Raw genomic sequence first — 19,818 nt, 5'->3', positions numbered from 1 at the left:
TTCCCTCCCGCCGATGCCCGAGACCAGTACGGCTGAAACCGGGCAGTATAGTCCCCTCAAGGAAGCGCCCTTGCTGGTACTCGTCATATCGAGTTGGGGACGGTGGGTGTCAGCAATACGAGGAAGTCCATGGCCATGGGTTGAGGATAACCTTCATGATTTGGTCCGGGATGGCGGGAAGGCCCGTGTCGTTCTTATCATTGGCGGCGACCGGGAACTGGCAACTGCAAGATTCTTCGGCGTCATACCTAACCGCATTTACCTGCCGACCGGGGCCAGCTCTGAGTCCCTCATGTCGTGGCCGAAGCTTCCAAGGCTCAAGAAGCTGCCAGGCCGGGCCTTCGTGCAGGGCAGGTTCGCCACGGCGGCCGGCATCGGCCAGCTGATTCCATGTAGCAGCTCAAACTGGCGCGAGATGGATTTTCATACCCCAGCTGAGGTTCATCAAGACCATTTGCCGTTTCGCGTAGCCGCTCTCCCCCGTCTGGTCCGGCCAGACGAGATAACGAGCCAAATGACCGAGGACGAAGAGGTCCTCCTCGGAGTTCGTGGAGACGATTTACAACCGATAGCGCTTCGCATGGCAGCAACGGAAGTACTTCTAATCCTCGGGCCACCGAAGTCCGGCAAGTCGACGGCTTTGGAGATGGTGGCCGCAATGGGTTCTGATAATCGCCATTGGATCTCGGTTTCGTCCGCAAGCCTTGATCCGGCGTCTCACCAGAACCTGATGACGAAGCTGGATGTGCTGGGGACTGCCTCGTCCAGAACGACTTTGCTACTCGACAATGCTGACAGACTGTCGCAGCAGGCGCATCAAAGCCTCACCAATTTACACAATCGGGGCTATGGCGTGATCATGACAGCGACAACGGGACCAGCCGTGATGACCAAGATTCCGTTGGCAATGCCGGCCCGATCAACAGGTAAGGGCATCGTACTGGCGCCACGATCCGCCATGGATGGCGACTTCTTTGGCGTACGGATCGATCCCGATCCCCGTATTATTCCCGGTAGGGCGGTAATTATTGAAGGTGGAACCTGTGTTCCGGCTCAATTATACTTGCCGCCAGAGTTGGATGAATAGGCTTCAGGGCTGGAATGTGTGGCCATCTCAGCTACAAGGCTGCAGGCGGCTGAGCAGTTTTGGACACGTAGGCAATGACTCTCTTGTCGAAAAGCAACAACAAAGCAACGGCCGGAGGAATCACGAGCGCCAGACCATATATGACGTAGCCACTCGTCAGCGTGGGAAATCCCAAGACAAACATGAACAGTTGCCACACAAGTGCTGCAGCACGCGTCCATCGGTATCCGCGGAAAAGGAAATGTCCGACTGCCAAGAGCCAACCAGCCAACAGCAGCAACAGTGCCAACATGAAGACAGCGCCGCCGAATGAAGCTGGAGTTGAGGTGGTTAGCCCGTAAACATAGAACGCGGCCGCAGTCAGAAGGGCAAGAGCCTCCAGCACCAGAACCAGTGCAATTACCACTGCCCCTACAGGACGGAGGGGTCTCTTTGGATTGCTGCCTGGCATCGGATCGCGGGCGTTGAAAGCCTCGTCCTCAGGACGATCAGACTTTGGTTTCGACACACTTGCACCATACCGGAATCGGCATGACCAACACACAGCGACGCCATTCCTGTGACGCATCGCTCACATACTAGAGCAATTACGTTCAAGATACCTCTTGTTTACGCCGATTTAACGTGACAGGCTTAATCAAGGAAAATATGGGGGCCGTTAGGCGGCCCCCTTTGCTGTGAACCCGCTCGTGAATGTTTTCACAATACAACTATGAGCGACAATCATCTTTAAGGAGTAAGTGATCGGCATGGATTGGCGTAGTCGCGCAGCGTGCTTGGATAAGGACCCGGAGCTGTTCTTCCCAGTGGGAAATACCGGCCCGGCATTACTCCAAATTGAAGAAGCGAAAAGTGTCTGCAGGCGCTGCTCGGTCATAGACACGTGTCTGCAGTGGGCACTTGAGTCCGGTCAGGATGCCGGTGTCTGGGGCGGGATGAGCGAGGATGAACGACGCGCTCTCAAGCGCCGTGCCGCGCGCGCCCGCCGTGCCTCGTAGGACTGACAAGTTATGAAGTCATCAAGCCCGCACTAATCCGGCGGGCTTGATGACTTTGAGCCACATGCTGTGATCATGGAAGCCGATACTCGAGGAGGCTATCCCAGTTGGGCTTAAAGTAGTGGGACCGATGGAATGGCCATGTCTATGCGAACTGCCGTCCCTCCCCCGTCGCGGTCGCTCCACTCAATGCTTCCATCCAGCTCGCTCGACACCAGAGTTCGGACAATCTGGATTCCCAACCCTTCCCTGCTCGCATCCGGTGACCGTCCGGAACCGTTATCGGCCACCGTCACGCTGAGAATTTCTTTACCATCGGATTGCGGCTGACGGTCGGCTAACAGCCAAACGGTGCCTTCCCGACCGGCAAGTCCATGTTCGACGGCGTTGGTTACCAACTCGTTTATTACTAAGGCAAGCGGAGTTGCGAACTCGCTTGGCAATTCGCCGAATTTCCCCCTGCGCTCTGTTGAGACCCGTTGTGTGGGAGTGGCCACCTCAGCCGATAGTCGGAACTGACGATCAATCAGCTCGTCGAAATTCACATTCTGCGCCAATCCCTGGGACAACGTTTGATGAACTGACGCGATGGTTGCCACCCTGCGCATGGCTTGTTCAAGCCCCTGTCTGCCTTCTTCGCTCTTCATCCGGCGCGATTGCATGCGTAATAGGGCAGCGACTGTCTGGAGATTGTTCTTGACGCGGTGGTGAATCTCGCGGATTGTTGCATCCTTCGATACCAACTCCATTTCCCGCCGGCGCAATTCTGATACGTCCCGGCACAGGATGAGTGCGCCGAAGCGTTCAGTCTCATCACGCAACGGAATTGCACGCAGCGAGAGGCTGACCCCGCGAGACTCAATCTCCGTCCGCCAGGGCATGCGTCCGGTGACAACCAAGGGTAAGGTTTCGTCTACCAAACGCCGCTCTTTGAGCAACCCAGTAGTAATTTCGGCGAGTGGGCGACCCTCAAGTGTTTCCACATCCCCCAGTCGGCGAAATGCAGATACACCGTTTGGACTGGCATATTGAACGACGCCTTCGGCGTCCAACCGGAGCAAACCATCCCCAACGCGCGGCGCTCCCCTGCGGGAACCAGTCGGGGAGGCGAAGTCCGGCCATAGTCCCAAAGTCCCCATTCGGAGCAAGTCGTATGCGCATTGACGATAGGTCAACTCCAGTCTCGAGGGCATACGTGAACTGGACAGATCCATGTGCGAAGTTACGACCGCCAGGGTACGGCCATTGCGCACCATCGGAACGGCTTCAACGCGCATAGCCATCTCCGTCGTCCAATTGGTTTCACTGGATCGCTCAATCCGTCGGCTTTCCCATGCTTTCTCTACGAGAGGTTTCATATCCGAGCGGATACGATCACCGACAAAATCGCTGTGGAAGACAGTATGTGACGTCGAGGGCCGCACATGAGCCAAGGCAACAAAATCACCGTCCGGCAAGCGGAACCATAGGGCTAGATCCGCGAACGCCAGGTCGGCAACCATCTGCCAATCCCCTACCAACAAATGCAGCCACTCTGCGTCCCCCGGCCCGAAATCAGCATCTTCCCTGATTGGGTCGGTGAATATCGCCATGCTATCTCCGCACGATAGAACGAAGCAGCCGCAAGGCAACCGACAACGAGGCGATATCGTCCTTTTCCAGACGGTTCACTTCGGCAAACATGTTATGGGCACGCTCCAACTGTTCGGCGTTCAAATCCTCCCACTGCTCAATTCGTCGCTGAGCACTCTCTGATGTACCTGCGCTGGCCTTGTCCGTCGTGTTCATAATGGCTGCCGTCATTTCCGCAACCGTCGAATACAAGTCCTCCCGCAGGGCTGCCCGAGCCAAGGCTTCCCAACGGTCGCTCCTGGGAAGGCTGGTAATGCGTTCCAGTAACGTATCGACGCCAAACCGGTCGTAGAGGGTGTAGTAAACTTCGGCGACTTCGTGAACCGGCTCGTCGACGCCCCTGGAAATACGTGCCACATCCAGCAATGCGTAACTCTCAAAGAGCTTCGCCCACCGCCTCCCCAAGTCCTCAGGTAGATCCCAGTCCTTGGCCCGTCGGAACCAGTCTTCGCCACGTTCCAGGTCGTTTCCCTTGAGGTAGTCAAAGAGCTCGTCACGCAACGGGTCCATAAGCGGCTTGTAGGTTTCGACAGCCTCGCGAACGCTGACACCCGTGTGGGACTGATTGATGAACCAGCGGACGGACCTGTCCAGCAACCGCCGCATGTCGAGGTAGATGGTGCACCAATGCTCCGTGGGGAACCCTGCCGGCAACGCGTCCAGACCATCAATGAGCGTGTCGAGATCGTATATTTCCCGCATGACGACAAAGGCACGGGCTACCGTGGCTTCCGAAACCGACGTTTCCTCAATTACCCGGTAGGCGAATGTAATGCCGCCTATATTGACCATGTCATTGGCCACGACAGTCGCGATAATCTCCCTGCGTAGCGGGTGGGTTTCCAGTTCCTCCTCGAAGCGTGCTGACAACTGATCCGGGAAGTAACCTGCCAAGGTGCGCTTGAACCAAGGATCATCGACCAGATCGCTGCCGGTCAGCGCTTCGGCGAGTTCAATCTTGGCGTATGCCGCCAATACCGACAGCTCGGGCGAGCTCAACCCTTGGCCGCCTTCAACCCGTTCACGGAGTTCAACCGCTGTTGGGAGATCCTCGATCTCACGGCTGAGCCCTGCTTTCGCTTCCAGCCAGTCCATCATTCGTTCAAAGCTGGGACTCCACTCCATAACCCGCTGCTTATCATTGAGCAGCAGGATATTCTGATCGATATTGTCTTGCAGGACCAGTTGGGCGACATCTTCCGTCATCGAATGCAGGAAGTCGGCCCGCTCGTCCGCCTTGAGTTTTCCGGCCTTCACCATTCGATCTACGAAGATTTTGATATTGACCTCATGATCGGAGCAATCCACTCCTGCGGAATTATCGATTGCGTCAGTGTTGAGGATGACACCATTGATCGACCCCTCGATCCGGCCATGCTGCGTCATTCCAAGGTTGCCGCCTTCACCAACAACCTTGACCCGCAAATCCTCGCCGTTGATCCTGATCGAGTCATTGGTCTTGTCTCCCACATCGGCGTTGGATTCCGTGGAAGCTTTGACATATGTTCCGATACCGCCGTTGTAAAGCAAATCTGCCGGTGCCTTGAGGATGGCACGGATCAGTTCCGGCGGGCTCATCGAACCTATGCCCTTATCAATGCCCAGAGCCTCCCGGACAGGATCGGAGATCTCTATGGACTTGGCGAACCGCTGGTAAATTCCCCCGCCTTCACTAATCAAGTCACGGTTGTAGTCGTCCCATGTTGATCGGGCAAGATTGAACAGCCGTTCGCGCTCTTCAAAAGAGGTGGAGGCGTCCGGAGACGGGTCCAGGAAGATGTGCCGGTGGTCAAAAGCGGCCAATAGGCGAATATGCCGGGAGAGCAACATACCGTTGCCAAAAACATCACCGCTCATGTCGCCAATGCCGACAACACTGAAGTCTTCCGACTGGGAGTCGTGATCCAACTCGCTAAAGTGCCTCTTGACGGATTCCCAGGCGCCCCGGGCGGTAATACCCATCTCCTTATGGTCGTAGCCGACAGAGCCGCCTGATGCGAAAGCATCACCAAGCCAAAAGCCGTATTCGAGGGAGAGCTCGTTGGCGGTGTCCGAGAATGAAGCGGTGCCCTTGTCAGCGGCGACGACCAGATATGTGTCAGCACCGTCGTGGCGGACAACCCGTTCCGGTGGGACCAGCTTCTCGCCGTCGTCGGTAATCATCAGGTTGTCGATAATATCCAGTAGGCCGCGGATAAAGACGCGGTAGGTCGCCTTGCCCTCTTCCATCCAGGCATTGCGGTCGACGGAAGGGTCAGGGAGACGCTTCGGGTAGAAGCCGCCCTTCGCCCCGGTCGGGACTATTATCGCATTCTTTACAGTCTGCGCTTTAACCAAACCGAGGACTTCTGTGCGAAAATCCTCTTGCCGGTCTGACCAGCGGAGCCCGCCCCGTGCGACATCGCCAAAGCGTAAATGGACGCCTTCAACTTTGGGGCTGTATACCCAGATCTCGTACTTCGGCCTTGGGAACGGCAGTCCGTCTATACCCTCGGGATTGAGTTTTATACTCAGATGGCGCTTTTCCTGAAAATAATTCGTCCGCAGGCTCTGTTCAATCAAGTTTATGAAAGTGCGCAAGACGCGGTCGGCGTCCAGGGTGGGGACTTGTTCCATTTTTTCTGCAAGATCTTCCCTGACCTGGGCGAAGGCTTTGTCGCGATCCGCCTCATCGACGTCGGGATCGAACCTTGCCTCGAACAGATCCAACAGGCAACGGGTAACCTGTGGGTTTGCCAACAGGGTATCGCTCATGAATCCATATGAATTCGAGTTACCCATTTGGCGCATGTACTTCGCGTAACTGCGCAGGATCACGATCTGCCGCCACGGCATTCCTTCGCGCAGGACGAGGCGATCAAACTTATCGGATTCGCTATTGCCTGCTACGACGGCCCGGAATGACTCCGAGAGCAGATCTCCGGTTTTCAGCGGATCCACTCCCTCTGGATACTTCAAGCCGAGATCATAAAGGAAGAAATCTTCACCATCGGCCCGGATTACTTCAAAGGGACGCTCATCGATAACCTCAAGATCCAGGTTATGGAAGAAGGGCAGGATCTGGCTAAGACTCTTTGGCTCAGTCAGGTAAAGCTTAAGCCGGGCATCTTCTGCGACCTCACTAACGTTGCTTGGTATATATACCTGAAGGATGGGGAGCGGTTCCGGACCCTCTTCTACGTCCTGTGAACTCTCTTCGCGAGCGAGTTCATAGAATCTCTCGATGTCCTGGAGAGCATCTTCCACCTCATAGTCGACCCTGTACCCCGGAGGGAAGGCTTCGGCCCAGAGAGAGGACAGCCGCTTCGCTTCCTTCACATCATGCTGTTCATTGAGGACCTCGCTGATGCCCTCCGACCATGATCGGGCAGCGATCACAAGTCGTTGTTCCAGCTCGGCCTGGTCAACATCGACTACTTCGCCGCCCTTTGGCAGCCGGATGCGAAAGAACAATCGGGCCAACGCGGATTCGGTCATCCGCGCTTCATAATCGATATGCTCGGCGTTGAATGTTTCCCGCAGCTCTTCTTCGATTCGGAGACGGACCTGGGTCGTATACCTGTCCCTCGGAAGGTAGACCAGCGCTGACATAAATCGCCCATAGATGTCTGGACGCAGAAACAGTCGCGTCCGACGCCGCTCCTGAAGCCTGAGAATGTTCATGGCGACACTCGCGAGGTACGACTCGGAGATCTGGAACAGCTCGTCCCTGGGATAAGTTTCCATAATCGACAGCAGATCTTTGCCGGAGTGTGAATCCGGGGGAAATCCACAATGCCGCAGGACGGCGTCGATCTTGTCCTTGATGATCGGGATGCTGCGAACCGAGCTCGTATAGGCGCTGGTGGCAAACAAACCTATGAAGCGGCGTTCGCCGTCAACGTTTCCTTGTGCGTCGAACCTTTTAACGCCGATGTAATCAAGGTACGCGGCACGGTGCACTGTGGAACGGGAATTAGCCTTCGTGATTACCAGTGCACGCTTTTCTCTGGCCTTTTCACGTCCCGCCGCCGTTAGATGCTGTACCGTGCGGTCATCCTTTTTGTCCCGAAGCATGCCAAGCCCGCTGTCCGGCTCGGTAACAAGGACATCCTCGCCGTCATGTGTCGCCAGCTGATACTCGCGGAAACCGAGGAAAGTGAAATTTCCATCGTCCAGCCAATGCAGCAGATCCTTTGCCTGCTGGAGATCGGGAACTTCTCCGGCTCCGGGCACTTCACCCAACGAATTGGCGATTTCCCGCACCTTATTGCGCATGCTGGACCAGTCATCAACGGACGCACGCACGTCACCGAGTACCCGGCGAAGCCCGTATGTAATTTGCTCGGCTTTTTCGTCATCGACCCTATCGATTTCGATCGCGATCCACGACTCAATGTGCGAGGCGTTGTCGCTCGTTGCCACAAGATGGGAAATACTCGGCATGGCGGCTGTGTCACCGCTGGAAACGCCCATGTTCGAAGGTACTGGGTGTACCTCGATCAATTCATTCGAGTCTGTGTTTCGGGTCGCAACAAAAGTCGGGTGCAGCACGAGCCGGATGGCGGCGTTTTGATGAACGAGTTCCGCGGTGACTGAATCAACAAGGAACGGCATGTCGTCCGTGGTGATGAAAACTACGCTGGCGGCTTCCTCATCCTTTATAGCGATGGCGGCCTTGCCGAGCTTTCGGTTCTCCGCTATCCCGCGGTGGAACTGAGCACGGCTCTTGAGGGTCTCAGATGTGTAGCTTCGGGCATCCTCCTCATCCAGATGCTCGTAGTAATTGGATATGAATGCCTCAAAAGATCTATCCAAACTGGACAGATCCGGGCTGGATCCAGACGACATCGAAAACGCCTCCGTTGCGCGAAATTAAAGACCGCCTCATCGCAGTCCCGCTAAAAGCCTAACGCTCCCTCGTGAAAACTTCACTTTCCGGCGGGGTGGTCCACCGGGCGTTCTGGAACGGTGGTCAGTGGGGCTGTCCACCAGCTTGGCGATAGCGCTCCGAAGCGGGGACTCCGGAGCCGATTCGAGCAAGGAAGAACCTGCGATTAGGGCGGCATCCGCGGCTGCAGGATCTGCCGGAAGAAAGGATTGAATGTCAGTTCCAGGACCGTAGCGATCCCAGGCTTCTTTTAGCTGGCGCCGGGGTGATCTCCCGACTGAGGAAGCGCGGACCTTGTTGAACACGACCCTGGCTGACGCCGTAGGGACTGCCATTTCCAGCTCAGCAAGGGAGCGGACCATGCGCGGAACACCGATGGCGTCGGCCGCACCAACAGCATAGACAATATTGGCCATTTCAAGGCATCGCAGCGTCGCTCCATTGCGGCGCGGCGCCTGGGTGTCAAAGCTTAGTTCTTCATCGGCCTCTAGAGCGAAGCCACAATCGATGACCGTATAGTCGGCAGTGCTGCTGCACAGATCCAACACATCCGCCAGCGCCGTCGTCCGAAGCTCGGGCCAACGATCCGCCCGCGTTATCCCTGTAAGGACGCTAAGCTGGCCGCCGCCGATGGCAACTTGATTGCTCACTCGATTCAATGCAGAGGCATCCAGCAGACCTTGGTCTGCCAGTCTGCAGGCTTGCGCGAGACCAGCCGACTCATCAAGCAGGCCGAGTGCCGTAGCAACGCTCGCTCCGTAGGTATCCGCATCCAGGAGAATAGTACGTTCGCCTCTTGCGGCGAGTTCAGCTGCAATATTAACCGCCAAGGTCGTGCGGCCCGGGGCGCCCGTTGGACCCCACACACCTATTATTTGTCCGCTCCGCTCATGTTCTTCGGCAACATCGTCGGCATCGTACTGGATCGGGGCTAAAGACATGCCCGGATCTGAGAGGTTGCTTACCCGTGTCGAGCGTCCCTCTACCCGATCGGCCGCCAAGTCGTTGACGGCTTCCACCACGAGTTCGGCTAGGTCTTCCGGTGCTACTCCGACAGCCGCACTGCGGGTCCCAATGGCTTGAAGTCGCTTCCGCTCCGGTTCCTCAGCTGACAATGCAACAACAGCGACCTCTGCCAGGTTCATACGTTCGACTAAGTCGGAATTCAATTCAGATGCAACGTCAGCGATTATCGCGGCACGGGCGATACCGGTTTGACTGGCGGCAATAAGCTCCGCCAGCTCACTGCATCTTCGCACTATTGTCACAGGGCCGTGGAGCCGCTCAAGTTGGTCGACAAATTCGGCAGAAGTCTGGCCTACCGTGATGACTGGGATTGTCATGAGGATCCCCCGCCCGGATTCCAAACTACGGCGAGTTTGGCTTCATTTGAAAGTGCACCGAGGAGGTCCGCCATATGGTTGTCATCGACCAGTACGTGGAGTTGCGTCGTGGTGGCCGACCCAAGAGCCGAGGATTTGTCAGACAACTGCGATATTTCTGCCCCGGCTAGTAGTAGTTCGGGTTCAGCGAAGCTGCCGTCCGGCATCGCCCTCGAGACCCATACATCTACTCTGGAACCGACATGTGCCTCATCCGGCAATGATTCTTCAACCGTAAGGCCAACCGGCTTGCGGTCCAATGCATCGGCGGTGTCGAGGACGGATCTGGCCAAGAGCTCACCTCCACTCACCAATCGTTGGGCATAGGCGTTATCCGGCACTCCATCGGCTACCGGTATATATTCCTCCTTGGCCTCTCCCAAGCGCACCGAAACAGCAACGAGATCACCTTCCTGAATACGTTCCCCAACGGAAATCGTATCCTTGGCCGCATATACACTCGTCCTCTGATCGGCCTTTCCGACAATTGCCACTACGGCGGCGATTGAGGCCAGAACCAGCAACAATCCGACCACAAGCCTCGGGTCCTTCCATGAAGGCTTCTTCAATCGACCGGCTTGTTCCCGACTGGTATCGATGGTGCCTGCGCTCGCCAAACGTCCCCCTAGGGCTGTGCCATACGGTCAGGATGGACGTCGGATCCCCTGGTGTACAGCGATGAACTATCTGTAATGCCATTGTTAGTCGTTGGCTTCCGTAGTTGCAAAGAGAAAGTCGCCATTCAGGCTCAAATTGTGGATAAACACAGCAAAACGACTCAAATGATGGCAGAATGTGGACAAGCACCCATCCCAGGCACTGAACGGTTACGACATCGGAGCCGAGTGAGAGCAGGAGAAAAGAACAAAAATGTCCAGGTTCCTCACTTTGACGGATGTCGGCGAGATCCTGAATATCTCTTCTGCACAAACATATGCTCTTGTCCGCAGCGGGGAGTTGCCGGCCATACAAATCGGTGGCAGGGGCCAATGGAGAGTCGAGCAAAGCAAGCTCGAAGAGTACATTGCGGCCGCATATGAGAAGACTGCTGAGAGTGTAAAACATTCGCAGGACTCTGTCTGACCCGTCCTCGAATACAGGCACCGTACGGTTACCAGCGGTAGAAAAACAGCAAGTGCAGACGATTTTATCGCTGTGAGACAACGGCGCGTACTGCATGCAACGGCACTGCCACCATCTCCACAACATTACGTGCACGTCGGTATTCACCACTTGGGACAACAGCCACTTCGATAAAGTCGCTGCCTACTCTGTCGATGATCCCATTGACGGCGCCTTCCCGGTCTGTGCCCGTCAAATGAACCGACAATGGAGCCCTGTCTCTGCTCAGCACACGGAGAGCTGAAGTTAACTTCAATCTGCTGTCGCTGAAACTTTGAGTAGCAGAAGTGGATCTTCCAAGTCCATGAATGACCGCGGCGGATGAAAACGGAATCAGCATGGATTGTGAGCCGCTTTCCAGCACCAACCACTCCGATCCCACATGAACCAACCGGCCCTCGAAATCTTCGTGCGCGGAAACACGGACCTTCAATGTGCCGCCCAACTGCCCTCGTAATCGATCCGCCAGCTTCACAGCTGCCTGCTCCATTCGAGCCCGATCGGAAATCTCCGAGTCCAAATGCAGCTGCCCTGCCGTCGCCAGTTGCACTTCCAGGTCCTCGAACAAAGCCGCCCATCGCATTCAGCAAGCGTACGAGGATCAACAAGTTTGGTCAAAGCCTAGACAATCAAACCCACTTCAAGATAGACATATACATGTAAGTCGCATCAAACAGCATCAAACGAGTTCAAACAGATAAAAGGAAGACCAATGCAACTAGGGGAACCAGAAAAATTCAGAACCGTCGCGGACATATTGACTGCTGCATTGATTGCCGCCTTAGGACTCGCTCTTGGCGCCGCAGGTTCCAGCATCGGGTCTTCTTGGTCAGTTGCAGATGGGTTTGCGGCACTCGCATTCCAGCCGCTGATAGGACTGGCAGCATCAGCACTCGGACTGTGCACTTTAGTTTGGTGGTGTCTGGCTCTCGTAATCGCCGTAGCAGGGCAACTGCTGCAGCGCGCCGGTCATGCCACTATCGGGCGGCGCATATCGATGTACAGTCCCGCGTTCATGCGGCGAATCGTATTGGTGGTCCTCAGCGTGAATCTGGTGTCTGCTCCGGTAGCCACCGCATCCGAATCCCATGTGCAGGAGAGTGGCTCCGTCTCGCGAGCCCACGCAGCCAAAATCGAAGGTAGTCCTGGGCAACTTCGAACCCAACCTAACCAGAACATCACCCCCGTATGGCAGCCAACCGAGACAGAAGTACCGGAGACTCTCCACCCCCAGTGGAAGCCGCGGAAGGTCAAGGCCGACACCGGACCGATGATTGGGACCACACGCAATGGGCTGGCACCCGGCAGCGACGAATCAACAGTCACCGTATTGAGGGGCGACAGCTTGTGGTCGATTTCGGCTGCCCACTTAGGACCATACGCAACAGACGTCGAGATAGCGGCGGAATGGCCACGCTGGTACGCCAAAAACAAGCAAATTATTGGGCCCAACCCCAACCATCTGATTCCAGGGCAGATTCTAATTATCCCCGCTAACGCCTAACCATTGCGCTGAAACCAAGGAGCAAACATGAACACGCAGAATGCGGCGCAGGCCGCTGGAAATGGGCCGTCTCTTAAAGCCGTTCCCTCCCCGGAGCAGCGCAGCTCCATGGTACCGGCAGCTGGAGAGCCTGGGCCGGCATTGACGGCTCACCGTGCCGGCCAACTTATTCACGGCCAGGAGTATGCGCCGGTGATTCGTCTTGAGCCGCGCAGGAATCCCCTTGCAGACCGTCGGACCGGCAAATCCAGCGGCAGGCCGGCGGACGTCGTTGGAATCGATGAGGCAGAGGAAAAGCGACGTGTGACAGCCATTTCGAAATCGGTCGGACAAGCAGCGGTAGAGGTACTGGCGGGTACACGTCCAGTCAGCCAGCTCTCACGATGGCTGGATCCCCAGAGCTATGAACGGTTGCAACTGCGATCGGCGCTGGTACGGGAGCAACGCGAAACCAGGAACGCCCGATCATCAGCTGGCGCCAAACGGCTGCACCGCAACCCGCAAGTCCGATCTGCCCGGTTGTGCCGGCTAACCAGCGGTATTTATGAAGCGTCGCTCGTAGTCGTTGAACAATCGAGGGCTCGCGCGGTGGCTCTACGGCTCGAATACAGGAAGGAAGTTTGGAAAATTACAGCCCTTGAGATCGGCTAGTAGGGACTTCACATTGATCCTGTCCCGGATCCCCCAGTCTGGTTTGGCACCCGCGAAGAAATCGATCGCGGGGCCAAACTTATCGGCTTTAAATTACCGGTTCTTCTTCTTGTTGTTGACCTTCTGCCCGGAACGATTCGATCCAGTATTGGCACCGGCACCGGCCGTGGCCTTCTGGCGGCGCTCGACCCTGGTTTCAACCTCGCCCGAGACGCTGGGAGCGCTGTACTGCATGCTCGCGGGCTTCTCGGGAGCATCAAGCCCGGCTGCGGAAACGCTCGACTCTTCAACGCCGTCGCCGTCGATGTCCTTCTTCTCCACCTTGACCTCAAGGTTGAAGAGGAAACCGATGCTCTCTTCGCGGATGGCTTCCATCATGGCCTGGAACATGACAAAGCCTTCACGCTGGTACTCCACCAGCGGATCACGCTGAGCCATGGCACGCAGGCCAATGCCTTCCTTCAGGTAGTCCATCTCATAGAGGTGCTCCTGCCACTTGCGGCCGATTACCGACAGCACGACCCGGCGCTCGAGTTCACGCATGGTTTCCGAACCGAGGGCTTCCTCGCGCGTCTGGTATGCAACCTTCGCGTCGGAGAGGATCTCTTCCAGTAGGAAGTCGTGGCCGACATGCGATTTGCCACCGGCTTCTTCGATGACCTCATCGATGGTCAGGCTCACCGGGTACAGCTGCTTCAGGTTCGTCCACAGCTGCTCGAAGTCCCAGTCGTCGCCATTGCCTTCCATCGTGGCCTCGTCCACTACCGCAGTCAGTGTGTCCTCCAGGAAGAACTGGATTTTCTCGTGCAGGTCGCTGCCCTCGAGAATGCGCCGGCGGTCACCGTAGATGGCTTCCCGCTGGCGGTTGAGGACGTCGTCGTACTTCAGGACGTTTTTGCGCTGCTCGGCATTCCGGCTCTCCACCTGGCCCTGCGCAGAGGCGATTGCCTTCGACACGATCTTGTTCTCCAACGGGACATCGTCGGGCATCCGGTCACTGGACATCAGGCGTTCCGCGCTGCCCGAACCGAACAGGCGCATCAGATCATCACCCATCGACAAATAGAACCTGGACTTGCCGGGGTCGCCCTGGCGTCCGGAACGGCCGCGGAGCTGGTTGTCGATGCGGCGGGATTCGTGCCGCTCGGTACCCAGGACGTACAGGCCGCCAAGTTCGACGACCGCACTGTGCTCGGCCTCAACGGCATGCTGGGCCGCCTCGAGGGTTTCAGGCCATGCGGCCTCATACTCTTCGGGATGCTCGGAAGGATCCAGACCCTTTTTCTCCATTGCCGCAACGGCGTTGAATTCGGCGTTACCACCGAGCATGATGTCGGTACCGCGGCCTGCCATGTTCGTGGCAACCGTAACCTGGGCCTTGCGTCCGGCTTGCGCAACGATGGCGGCCTCACGCGCGTGGTTCTTCGCGTTCAGGACCTCATGGCGGATCCCCTGCTTGGCCAGCTGCTTGGACAGGTACTCGCTCTTCTCCACCGACGTGGTGCCGACGAGAACGGGCTGGCCGTTTTCGTGGCATTCGGCGATATCTATGACGACGGCGGCGAACTTCGCCACCTCGTTCTTATACACGAGGTCCGTGTGGTCCAGACGCGCCATCGGCTTGTTGGTCGGAATCGGGACAACACCAAGACCATAGGTGTTCATGAATTCTGCGGCTTCCGTCTCCGCCGTACCCGTCATGCCGGACAGTGTGTCGTAGAGCCGGAAGTAATTCTGCAGGGTCACCGTGGCCAGAGTCTGGTTCTCCGCCTTGATCTCCACGCCCTCTTTGGCCTCTATAGCCTGGTGCATGCCTTCGTTGTAGCGCCGACCCGCAAGGATACGTCCGGTGTGCTCGTCGACAATGAGAATCTCGCCATTGAGGATGACGTAGTCCTTGTCGCGCTTGAACAGTTCCTTGGCCTTGATGGCGTTATTGAGGAATCCGATCAGCGGAGTATTGGCGGACTCGTAAAGGTTGTGGATGCCGAGGTAGTCCTCGACCTTTTCGATGCCGGATTCCAGCACACCGATGGTGCGCTTCTTCTCGTCAACCTCATAGTCGTCTTCGGCGCCGAGACGCAGCACGACCTTGGCAAACTCGTTATACCAGCGGTTGGCGTCCCCTGAGGCCGGACCGGAGATGATCAGCGGAGTACGTGCCTCGTCAATCAGGATGGAGTCAACCTCATCGACAATGGAGAAGTGGTGGCCGCGCTGGACGAGTTCCTTCTGCGACCAAGCCATATTGTCGCGCAGGTAATCGAAACCGAATTCGTTATTGGTTCCGTAGGTAATGTCGGCGGCGTACTGCTGGCGGCGGACCGTCGGATCCTGATTGGCAAGGATACAACCGGTGCTCATGCCAAGGAAACGGAAGACTCGGCCCATCAGGTCGGACTGGTACTCGGCAAGGTAGTCGTTGACCGTGACGATGTGCACGCCCTTGCCGGTCAGCGCGTTGAGGTAGGCGGGGAGCGTCGCCACCAGGGTTTTACCCTCACCGGTTTTCATTTCGGCGATATTTCCCAGGTGAAGTGCTGCACCACCCATCAGCTGGACGTCGAAGTGGCGCATTCCCAGCGTGCGGCTGGCGGCCTCGCGGACTGCCGCGAACGCCTCCGGGAGCAAATCGTCGAGGGAATCGCCGTCGTCATGACGCTTTTTGAGTTCGTCTGTTTCGGCGCGCAGTTCATCGTCGCTGAGCGCCTTGAACTCGTCCTCCAGCACGTTGATCGCCTCCGCGTAGGTGCGGAGACGTCTCAAAATTTTCTTATCGCCGGTTCGGAGGACTTTTTCAAGAATCGATGGCACTACTGGCTCCCAATCTACTGCTGCCGAAATCTAGCTCAGTCTACGTGAGTCACGTCCCGCTGTGGTGCAAAGTTCCCTGACGGCGAATATCCCGCAACGGCCGCGGCGGCCAGCGGTTCCGCAAGATTCCCGACTGGTTCCACGACGACGTCGTCCAGCCCCAGCCATCCGGCCATGCTGCTTAGTTCGGCATAGAGCTCGACGGCGGTATCGTCCGGCGCATCCGGTTCAGCATAGCTGCCCCTCACCAGCAGCCTGCCGGCCGTCCGGTCCGCCTTCAGATCCACCCGTCCAACCAGCCGGTCGCGCAGCAGGAACGGCAGCACGTAGTACCCGAATTTCCGCTTCGGGGCCGGAGTATAGATTTCTATCCGGTAGTGGAAGTTGAACAGCTCTTCCAGCCGGCGCCGTTCAAAGACCAGCGAGTCGAAAGGGCTCAGCAGCGCCCGTCCGGCCGCCTTGCGGGGCACTTTAGCCTGCACATGCCGGAAAATTTCACGGTCCCATCCGCGCACTTGGACAGGTTCCAAAGTGCCCCGGCGGACCAGGTCTTCGACGGCGAGCGCCGCGTCCTTCATTCCCACCCGGAAGTAATCGGCGAAGCACCGCACCGTGCCAATGCCATGGGCGCGGGCGGCCCGTTCGGTTAGTTCGATCGTCGCATCCCGGCGGTTGACTTCGGCGGCCGCTGCGGCGTGCGGCGGTATTACCCGGTGCGTCAGGTCATAACGACGCTCAAACTGCGGATTCCGGCTCGCGGCACTAACTTCGCCGAACCAGAACAATGCTTCGAGGATTTTCTTGACGCTGCTCCAGTTCCAGCCCCAATGATCGTTTGTGCGTGGTTCATCATGTTCCAGGTGGGTTTTCAACGCCGAAGCGGTCATTGGTCCGTAGCTGCCCAACTCCCGCAGAACGCTTTGCGTCAATTCACGGTGCTCATCAAGGACGGCGCGGAAGTATTCGGCCTGGCTGCTTTTCCAGCGACCATTCCGTTCGAGCAGCAGTGAGTGGACGGCGGGGTCGACGAAGGACGCTTCGTGTGCCCAGTACTCCACCATCCGGCGGGGCTTCCGCCCGGCCAGTCTGTGCACAATGTCGATGTCGTAAGGGCCCAGCCTGGAGAAAAAGGGCAGATACTGGCTGCGGGTGAGGACATTGACCGAATCGATCTGGACGAGATGCAGAAGGTCAAAGGTTCGGCCCACCTGCCTTGCGGTTACAAGGGAGGCGGGCCGTTCCTTTGCCAAACCCTGCGCGGCGAGGGAAATTCGTCTTGCCTGTGCCAGGGTCAGGGCCGCACTCACGGGGTGCGTTTAGACATTGATTGCCGACCGGTCGTCGGAACGGTAGGCCAGGATTTCCTCCTGCGGTCCGGAGCCGTCATCGTTGCAGTCCGCGTCAAGAGTAATGACGCCGTAAGTCCAGCCACGACGGCGGTAAACCACGGAGGGTGCGTTGGTCTCCTTGTCGATAAAGAGGTAGAAATTGTGTCCCACCAATTCCATGTTGTCGACGGCGTCATCCAAGGTGAGCGGCGTCGCGGGGAAGACTTTCCGGCGGATCATCACCGGTGAATCTCCCGCAGGCAGATCGTTCTCGATCTCGTATTCACTCCGTTCTTCGGCCGTCGCTGCGACTGGCTGGGGTTCTGAGTGGTTTGTCGATTCCATATGGAGCGGCGTTTGCGTACTGGCCGGTTCCAGCGAGGCTGTGGCCTCGTGGACCGCCGTCGGACGGTGCCGCCCTCGGTGTACCTTCTTCCGGTCGCGGGCACGGCGAAGACGTTCGAGCAGTTTGTTGAACGCCAGGTCAAATGCTCCGAATTTGTCCGCGGCGGATGCTTCGGCACGGATTACGGGGCCTTTGCCCATAACCGTTAGTTCGACGGTCATCTGCGAATCCGCGTTGCGTGCATTGGTCTCTTTCGTGACCTTGGCGTCAAGGCTTTGGACCTTGTCGCCCAGTTGTTCGACCTTGTCGATCTTTTCTTCGGCGTATTCGCGGAAGCGGTCCGGGACTGTCAGATTCCGGCCGCTGATGTTGAACTCCATGGTGCCCTCCAAATCACTGCGGTGACGCGACAGTGGCACTGCCGTTCAGTATCTGCACCTGATGAGATACCTACTCCTTACGTTAGTAGACGCACATCACATATTCACCTATCCACAGAAATTTGTTGGGCGATTTCCACTTCCTGATCAGTTGGCACAGGTTTCGTCTGCAGTTCTGCCTGGGCGGGACCCTTTGGTGGCTGAGTCGCAGCGACGACGACGGCGCCGAGAACCGTGGCGCCGCCCTCCCGCAGGGCGCGTTCCGCTTCTGACAAGGTGGCTCCAGTCGTCAGCACGTCGTCCACGATCAGGCAATCGAACCGTCTGGGCGTCGGGCCTGCCTTCCATTTCCACCGGCGCCGCAGGCGCATCGTATTCCGTACGTTGCTTCGGCGCGCCGAGGCGCCAAGCCCCTTCTGGGAACTGAACCGGTGCGCGAGAGCACGGGAAATAACCTGTTGCCATGGCAGGCCCTCCCCGGCATCCGTACCGCGTACCGCTGTGCTGAGCATGCGCCACCAGAACGGGGGGACGGTTAAGGCCCGGGCGCAGACGGCCGACGCAGGCAGCATCGCCTTCCGGTCGAGGCTCCGCAGCAGTGAGTACACCGGCTCGTAGCCGCGCCGCCGTCGTGCCCGCCCAGTACTGGGCACAGGAACGAGCATCACCTTACGGCCGCCGCCTGCTCCAAGTTCATCCACGGCCAGGTGCAGGACTCCCCCGATGACGGTACCGAGTACCGGCCGCAGATCGGTATGTCCGCGGTTCTTGTAGGCCAACAGCGCCGAGGACAGTTCGCGGCGGTACACTCCGGCCGCCAGTACGGGAAGTGGCCTGTCCGGAGCAATTTCCGGCAGGGACTCTGCAGCCTCTTCGGCCCGGAAGGGGCGGACCGTCCCCTTCCGCAGGAGCTTGCGGCAGGGCGTGCAGAGCGAGGTATCAGGACTCCGGCAGACTACGCATTCGGTCGGGAACAGCAGGGACCAGAATTCCAGCCACGCCGCTTGCAGCGAAACGGCTCCCGTCCGGAGCCAGTTCCCCGGATCCGCCCGACCGTGGCTGTTGGTGTCCATACATCCATGGTGGCCCGGATATCCGCATCAGTCAGCAGGACCCGTGACGAATGTGGATAACCAGTGCAAACCTGCAGCGGCGTCAGCTATCCCGCAAACGAGGGGTCTTTGACGCCCTCGGTCTGCTCGGACCAGGTCGTGCCGACCTGGAGGAAGATCGCCTCGGCCGTCTGTCCGTAAATCTGCTGGTCCCCATTGCCGGCGCTGATGTGGGTCATGCCCTCCAGACCTCCGAGGACGGTGGACGCGCCGGGACGGAGGATCTCGGCCTGCACCTCCTCTGTGGCGGCGGCCTTCATGACGACGACACTCGTTTCATCCACCCAGGCGCCGCGGTCGGCCGGAACAGTCTTTTGCAGGTGCAGCGGCACAGTGAGTTCTGTCGGCACGCCTTGCTCGTTGCGGATGACGCCCGAGATCATGACCTGGGATTCTTCGCCGTCGTTGGTGATCATCATGGCACGGGCACCGTCCCGGGAAATCTTCAGGTCCGTCACTGTCCCTTCAAGCCAGGTAGCCTCGACTGAAGCCACCTGACCGGGATTCCGTCCGGCGTTGATGGAAAATATCTTTCCGGAATCGTCGCCGTGGGCCGTCCAGAGCCAGCCGTAAGGATCGAACGACGGCTCGG

General features: G+C 57.9%; 15 protein-coding genes and 1 pseudogene. 5 read left to right on the top strand and 11 right to left on the bottom strand.

All coding sequences use genetic code 11. From position 1 onward, the window contains the following. A pseudogene (locus tag Y707_RS31670) lies at positions 1-1,087 on the top strand (hypothetical protein); the annotation flags it as partial. Between the two features lie 31 nt (positions 1,088-1,118). Here the strand turns inward: Y707_RS31670 and Y707_RS0117005 are convergent. Then, a complete protein-coding gene (locus Y707_RS0117005; protein WP_253905226.1) occupies positions 1,119-1,595 on the bottom strand; it encodes a hypothetical protein in 477 nt (158 codons plus the stop codon). A 241-nt stretch (positions 1,596-1,836) separates the two neighbouring features. On the opposite strand from Y707_RS0117005, the gene Y707_RS0117000 reads away from it, so the two are divergent. Beyond that, on the top strand, positions 1,837-2,085 hold the full coding sequence (locus Y707_RS0117000) for a WhiB family transcriptional regulator (protein WP_026535961.1): 249 nt from the start codon (positions 1,837-1,839) through the stop codon (positions 2,083-2,085). A 113-nt stretch (positions 2,086-2,198) separates the two neighbouring features. Here the strand turns inward: Y707_RS0117000 and Y707_RS0116995 are convergent, their stop codons facing one another. The 4 genes from Y707_RS0116995 to Y707_RS0116980 form a co-directional block, all read right to left on the bottom strand. Beyond that, complete coding sequence (locus tag Y707_RS0116995; protein WP_026535960.1) at positions 2,199-3,677, bottom strand: sensor histidine kinase; 1,479 nt, start codon at positions 3,675-3,677, stop codon at positions 2,199-2,201. Between the two features lies 1 nt (position 3,678). Further along, positions 3,679-8,547: an NAD-glutamate dehydrogenase gene (locus Y707_RS0116990; RefSeq protein ID WP_026535959.1), complete on the bottom strand. Its 4,869-nt coding sequence runs from the start codon at positions 8,545-8,547 to the stop codon at positions 3,679-3,681. A gap of 36 nt (positions 8,548-8,583) precedes the next feature. Beyond that, positions 8,584-9,528 carry a CpaE/TadZ family protein gene (locus Y707_RS27035; RefSeq protein WP_333782855.1) on the bottom strand — a complete coding sequence of 315 codons (945 nt, stop codon included), beginning with the start codon at positions 9,526-9,528 and terminating at the stop codon, positions 8,584-8,586. A gap of 398 nt (positions 9,529-9,926) precedes the next feature. After that, entirely contained in the window at positions 9,927-10,505 is a 579-nt protein-coding gene (locus tag Y707_RS0116980; RefSeq protein ID WP_253905225.1) for a hypothetical protein, read from the bottom strand. Positions 10,506-10,839: 334 nt separating this feature from the next. On the opposite strand from Y707_RS0116980, the gene Y707_RS0116975 reads away from it, so the two are divergent. Further along, positions 10,840-11,052, top strand: a complete 213-nt coding sequence (locus Y707_RS0116975) for a helix-turn-helix domain-containing protein (RefSeq protein WP_026535957.1) — start codon at positions 10,840-10,842, stop codon at positions 11,050-11,052. Between the two features lie 64 nt (positions 11,053-11,116). Here Y707_RS0116975 and Y707_RS0116970 read toward each other — a convergent pair whose 3' ends face one another. Further along, complete coding sequence (locus Y707_RS0116970; protein WP_026535956.1) at positions 11,117-11,674, bottom strand: hypothetical protein; 558 nt, start codon at positions 11,672-11,674, stop codon at positions 11,117-11,119. Between the two features lie 432 nt (positions 11,675-12,106). Here Y707_RS0116970 and Y707_RS32275 point away from each other — a divergent pair, with 432 nt between their 5' ends. Together Y707_RS32275 and Y707_RS32970 are read left to right on the top strand one after the other, a co-directional pair. After that, positions 12,107-12,595, top strand: a complete 489-nt coding sequence (locus Y707_RS32275) for a LysM peptidoglycan-binding domain-containing protein (protein WP_216699282.1) — start codon at positions 12,107-12,109, stop codon at positions 12,593-12,595. Between the two features lie 27 nt (positions 12,596-12,622). Further along, the gene (locus tag Y707_RS32970; protein ID WP_333782854.1) at positions 12,623-13,246 is read left to right on the top strand and encodes an Rv3235 family protein; all 624 of its coding nucleotides are present in this window, start codon (positions 12,623-12,625) and stop codon (positions 13,244-13,246) included. 93 nt (positions 13,247-13,339) lie between these two features. Here the strand turns inward: Y707_RS32970 and secA are convergent, their stop codons facing one another. The 5 genes from secA to Y707_RS27015 form a co-directional block, all read right to left on the bottom strand. Next, entirely contained in the window at positions 13,340-16,060 is a 2,721-nt protein-coding gene (gene secA / locus Y707_RS0116955) for a preprotein translocase subunit SecA (protein ID WP_026535954.1), read from the bottom strand. 35 nt (positions 16,061-16,095) lie between these two features. After that, a complete protein-coding gene (locus Y707_RS27025) occupies positions 16,096-17,367 on the bottom strand; it encodes a winged helix-turn-helix domain-containing protein (RefSeq protein WP_035782281.1) in 1,272 nt (423 codons plus the stop codon). 9 nt (positions 17,368-17,376) lie between these two features. Continuing rightward, positions 17,377-18,114, bottom strand: a complete 738-nt coding sequence (hpf, locus tag Y707_RS0116945) for a ribosome hibernation-promoting factor, HPF/YfiA family (RefSeq protein ID WP_026535953.1) — start codon at positions 18,112-18,114, stop codon at positions 17,377-17,379. Between the two features lie 104 nt (positions 18,115-18,218). Beyond that, on the bottom strand, positions 18,219-19,187 hold the full coding sequence (locus Y707_RS27020) for a ComF family protein (protein WP_051442137.1): 969 nt from the start codon (positions 19,185-19,187) through the stop codon (positions 18,219-18,221). An 86-nt stretch (positions 19,188-19,273) separates the two neighbouring features. Further along, a partial coding sequence (locus tag Y707_RS27015) for an LpqB family beta-propeller domain-containing protein (RefSeq protein WP_035782280.1) occupies positions 19,274-19,818 on the bottom strand: 545 nt, incomplete at its 5' end.

Source organism: Arthrobacter sp. H14 (genome assembly GCF_000520495.1).
Classification (GTDB): Bacteria; Actinomycetota; Actinomycetes; order Actinomycetales; family Micrococcaceae; genus Arthrobacter_C.
The sequence above is the reverse complement of the archived record's forward strand: the minus strand, read 5'-3'. Positions and strand labels throughout refer to the sequence as shown.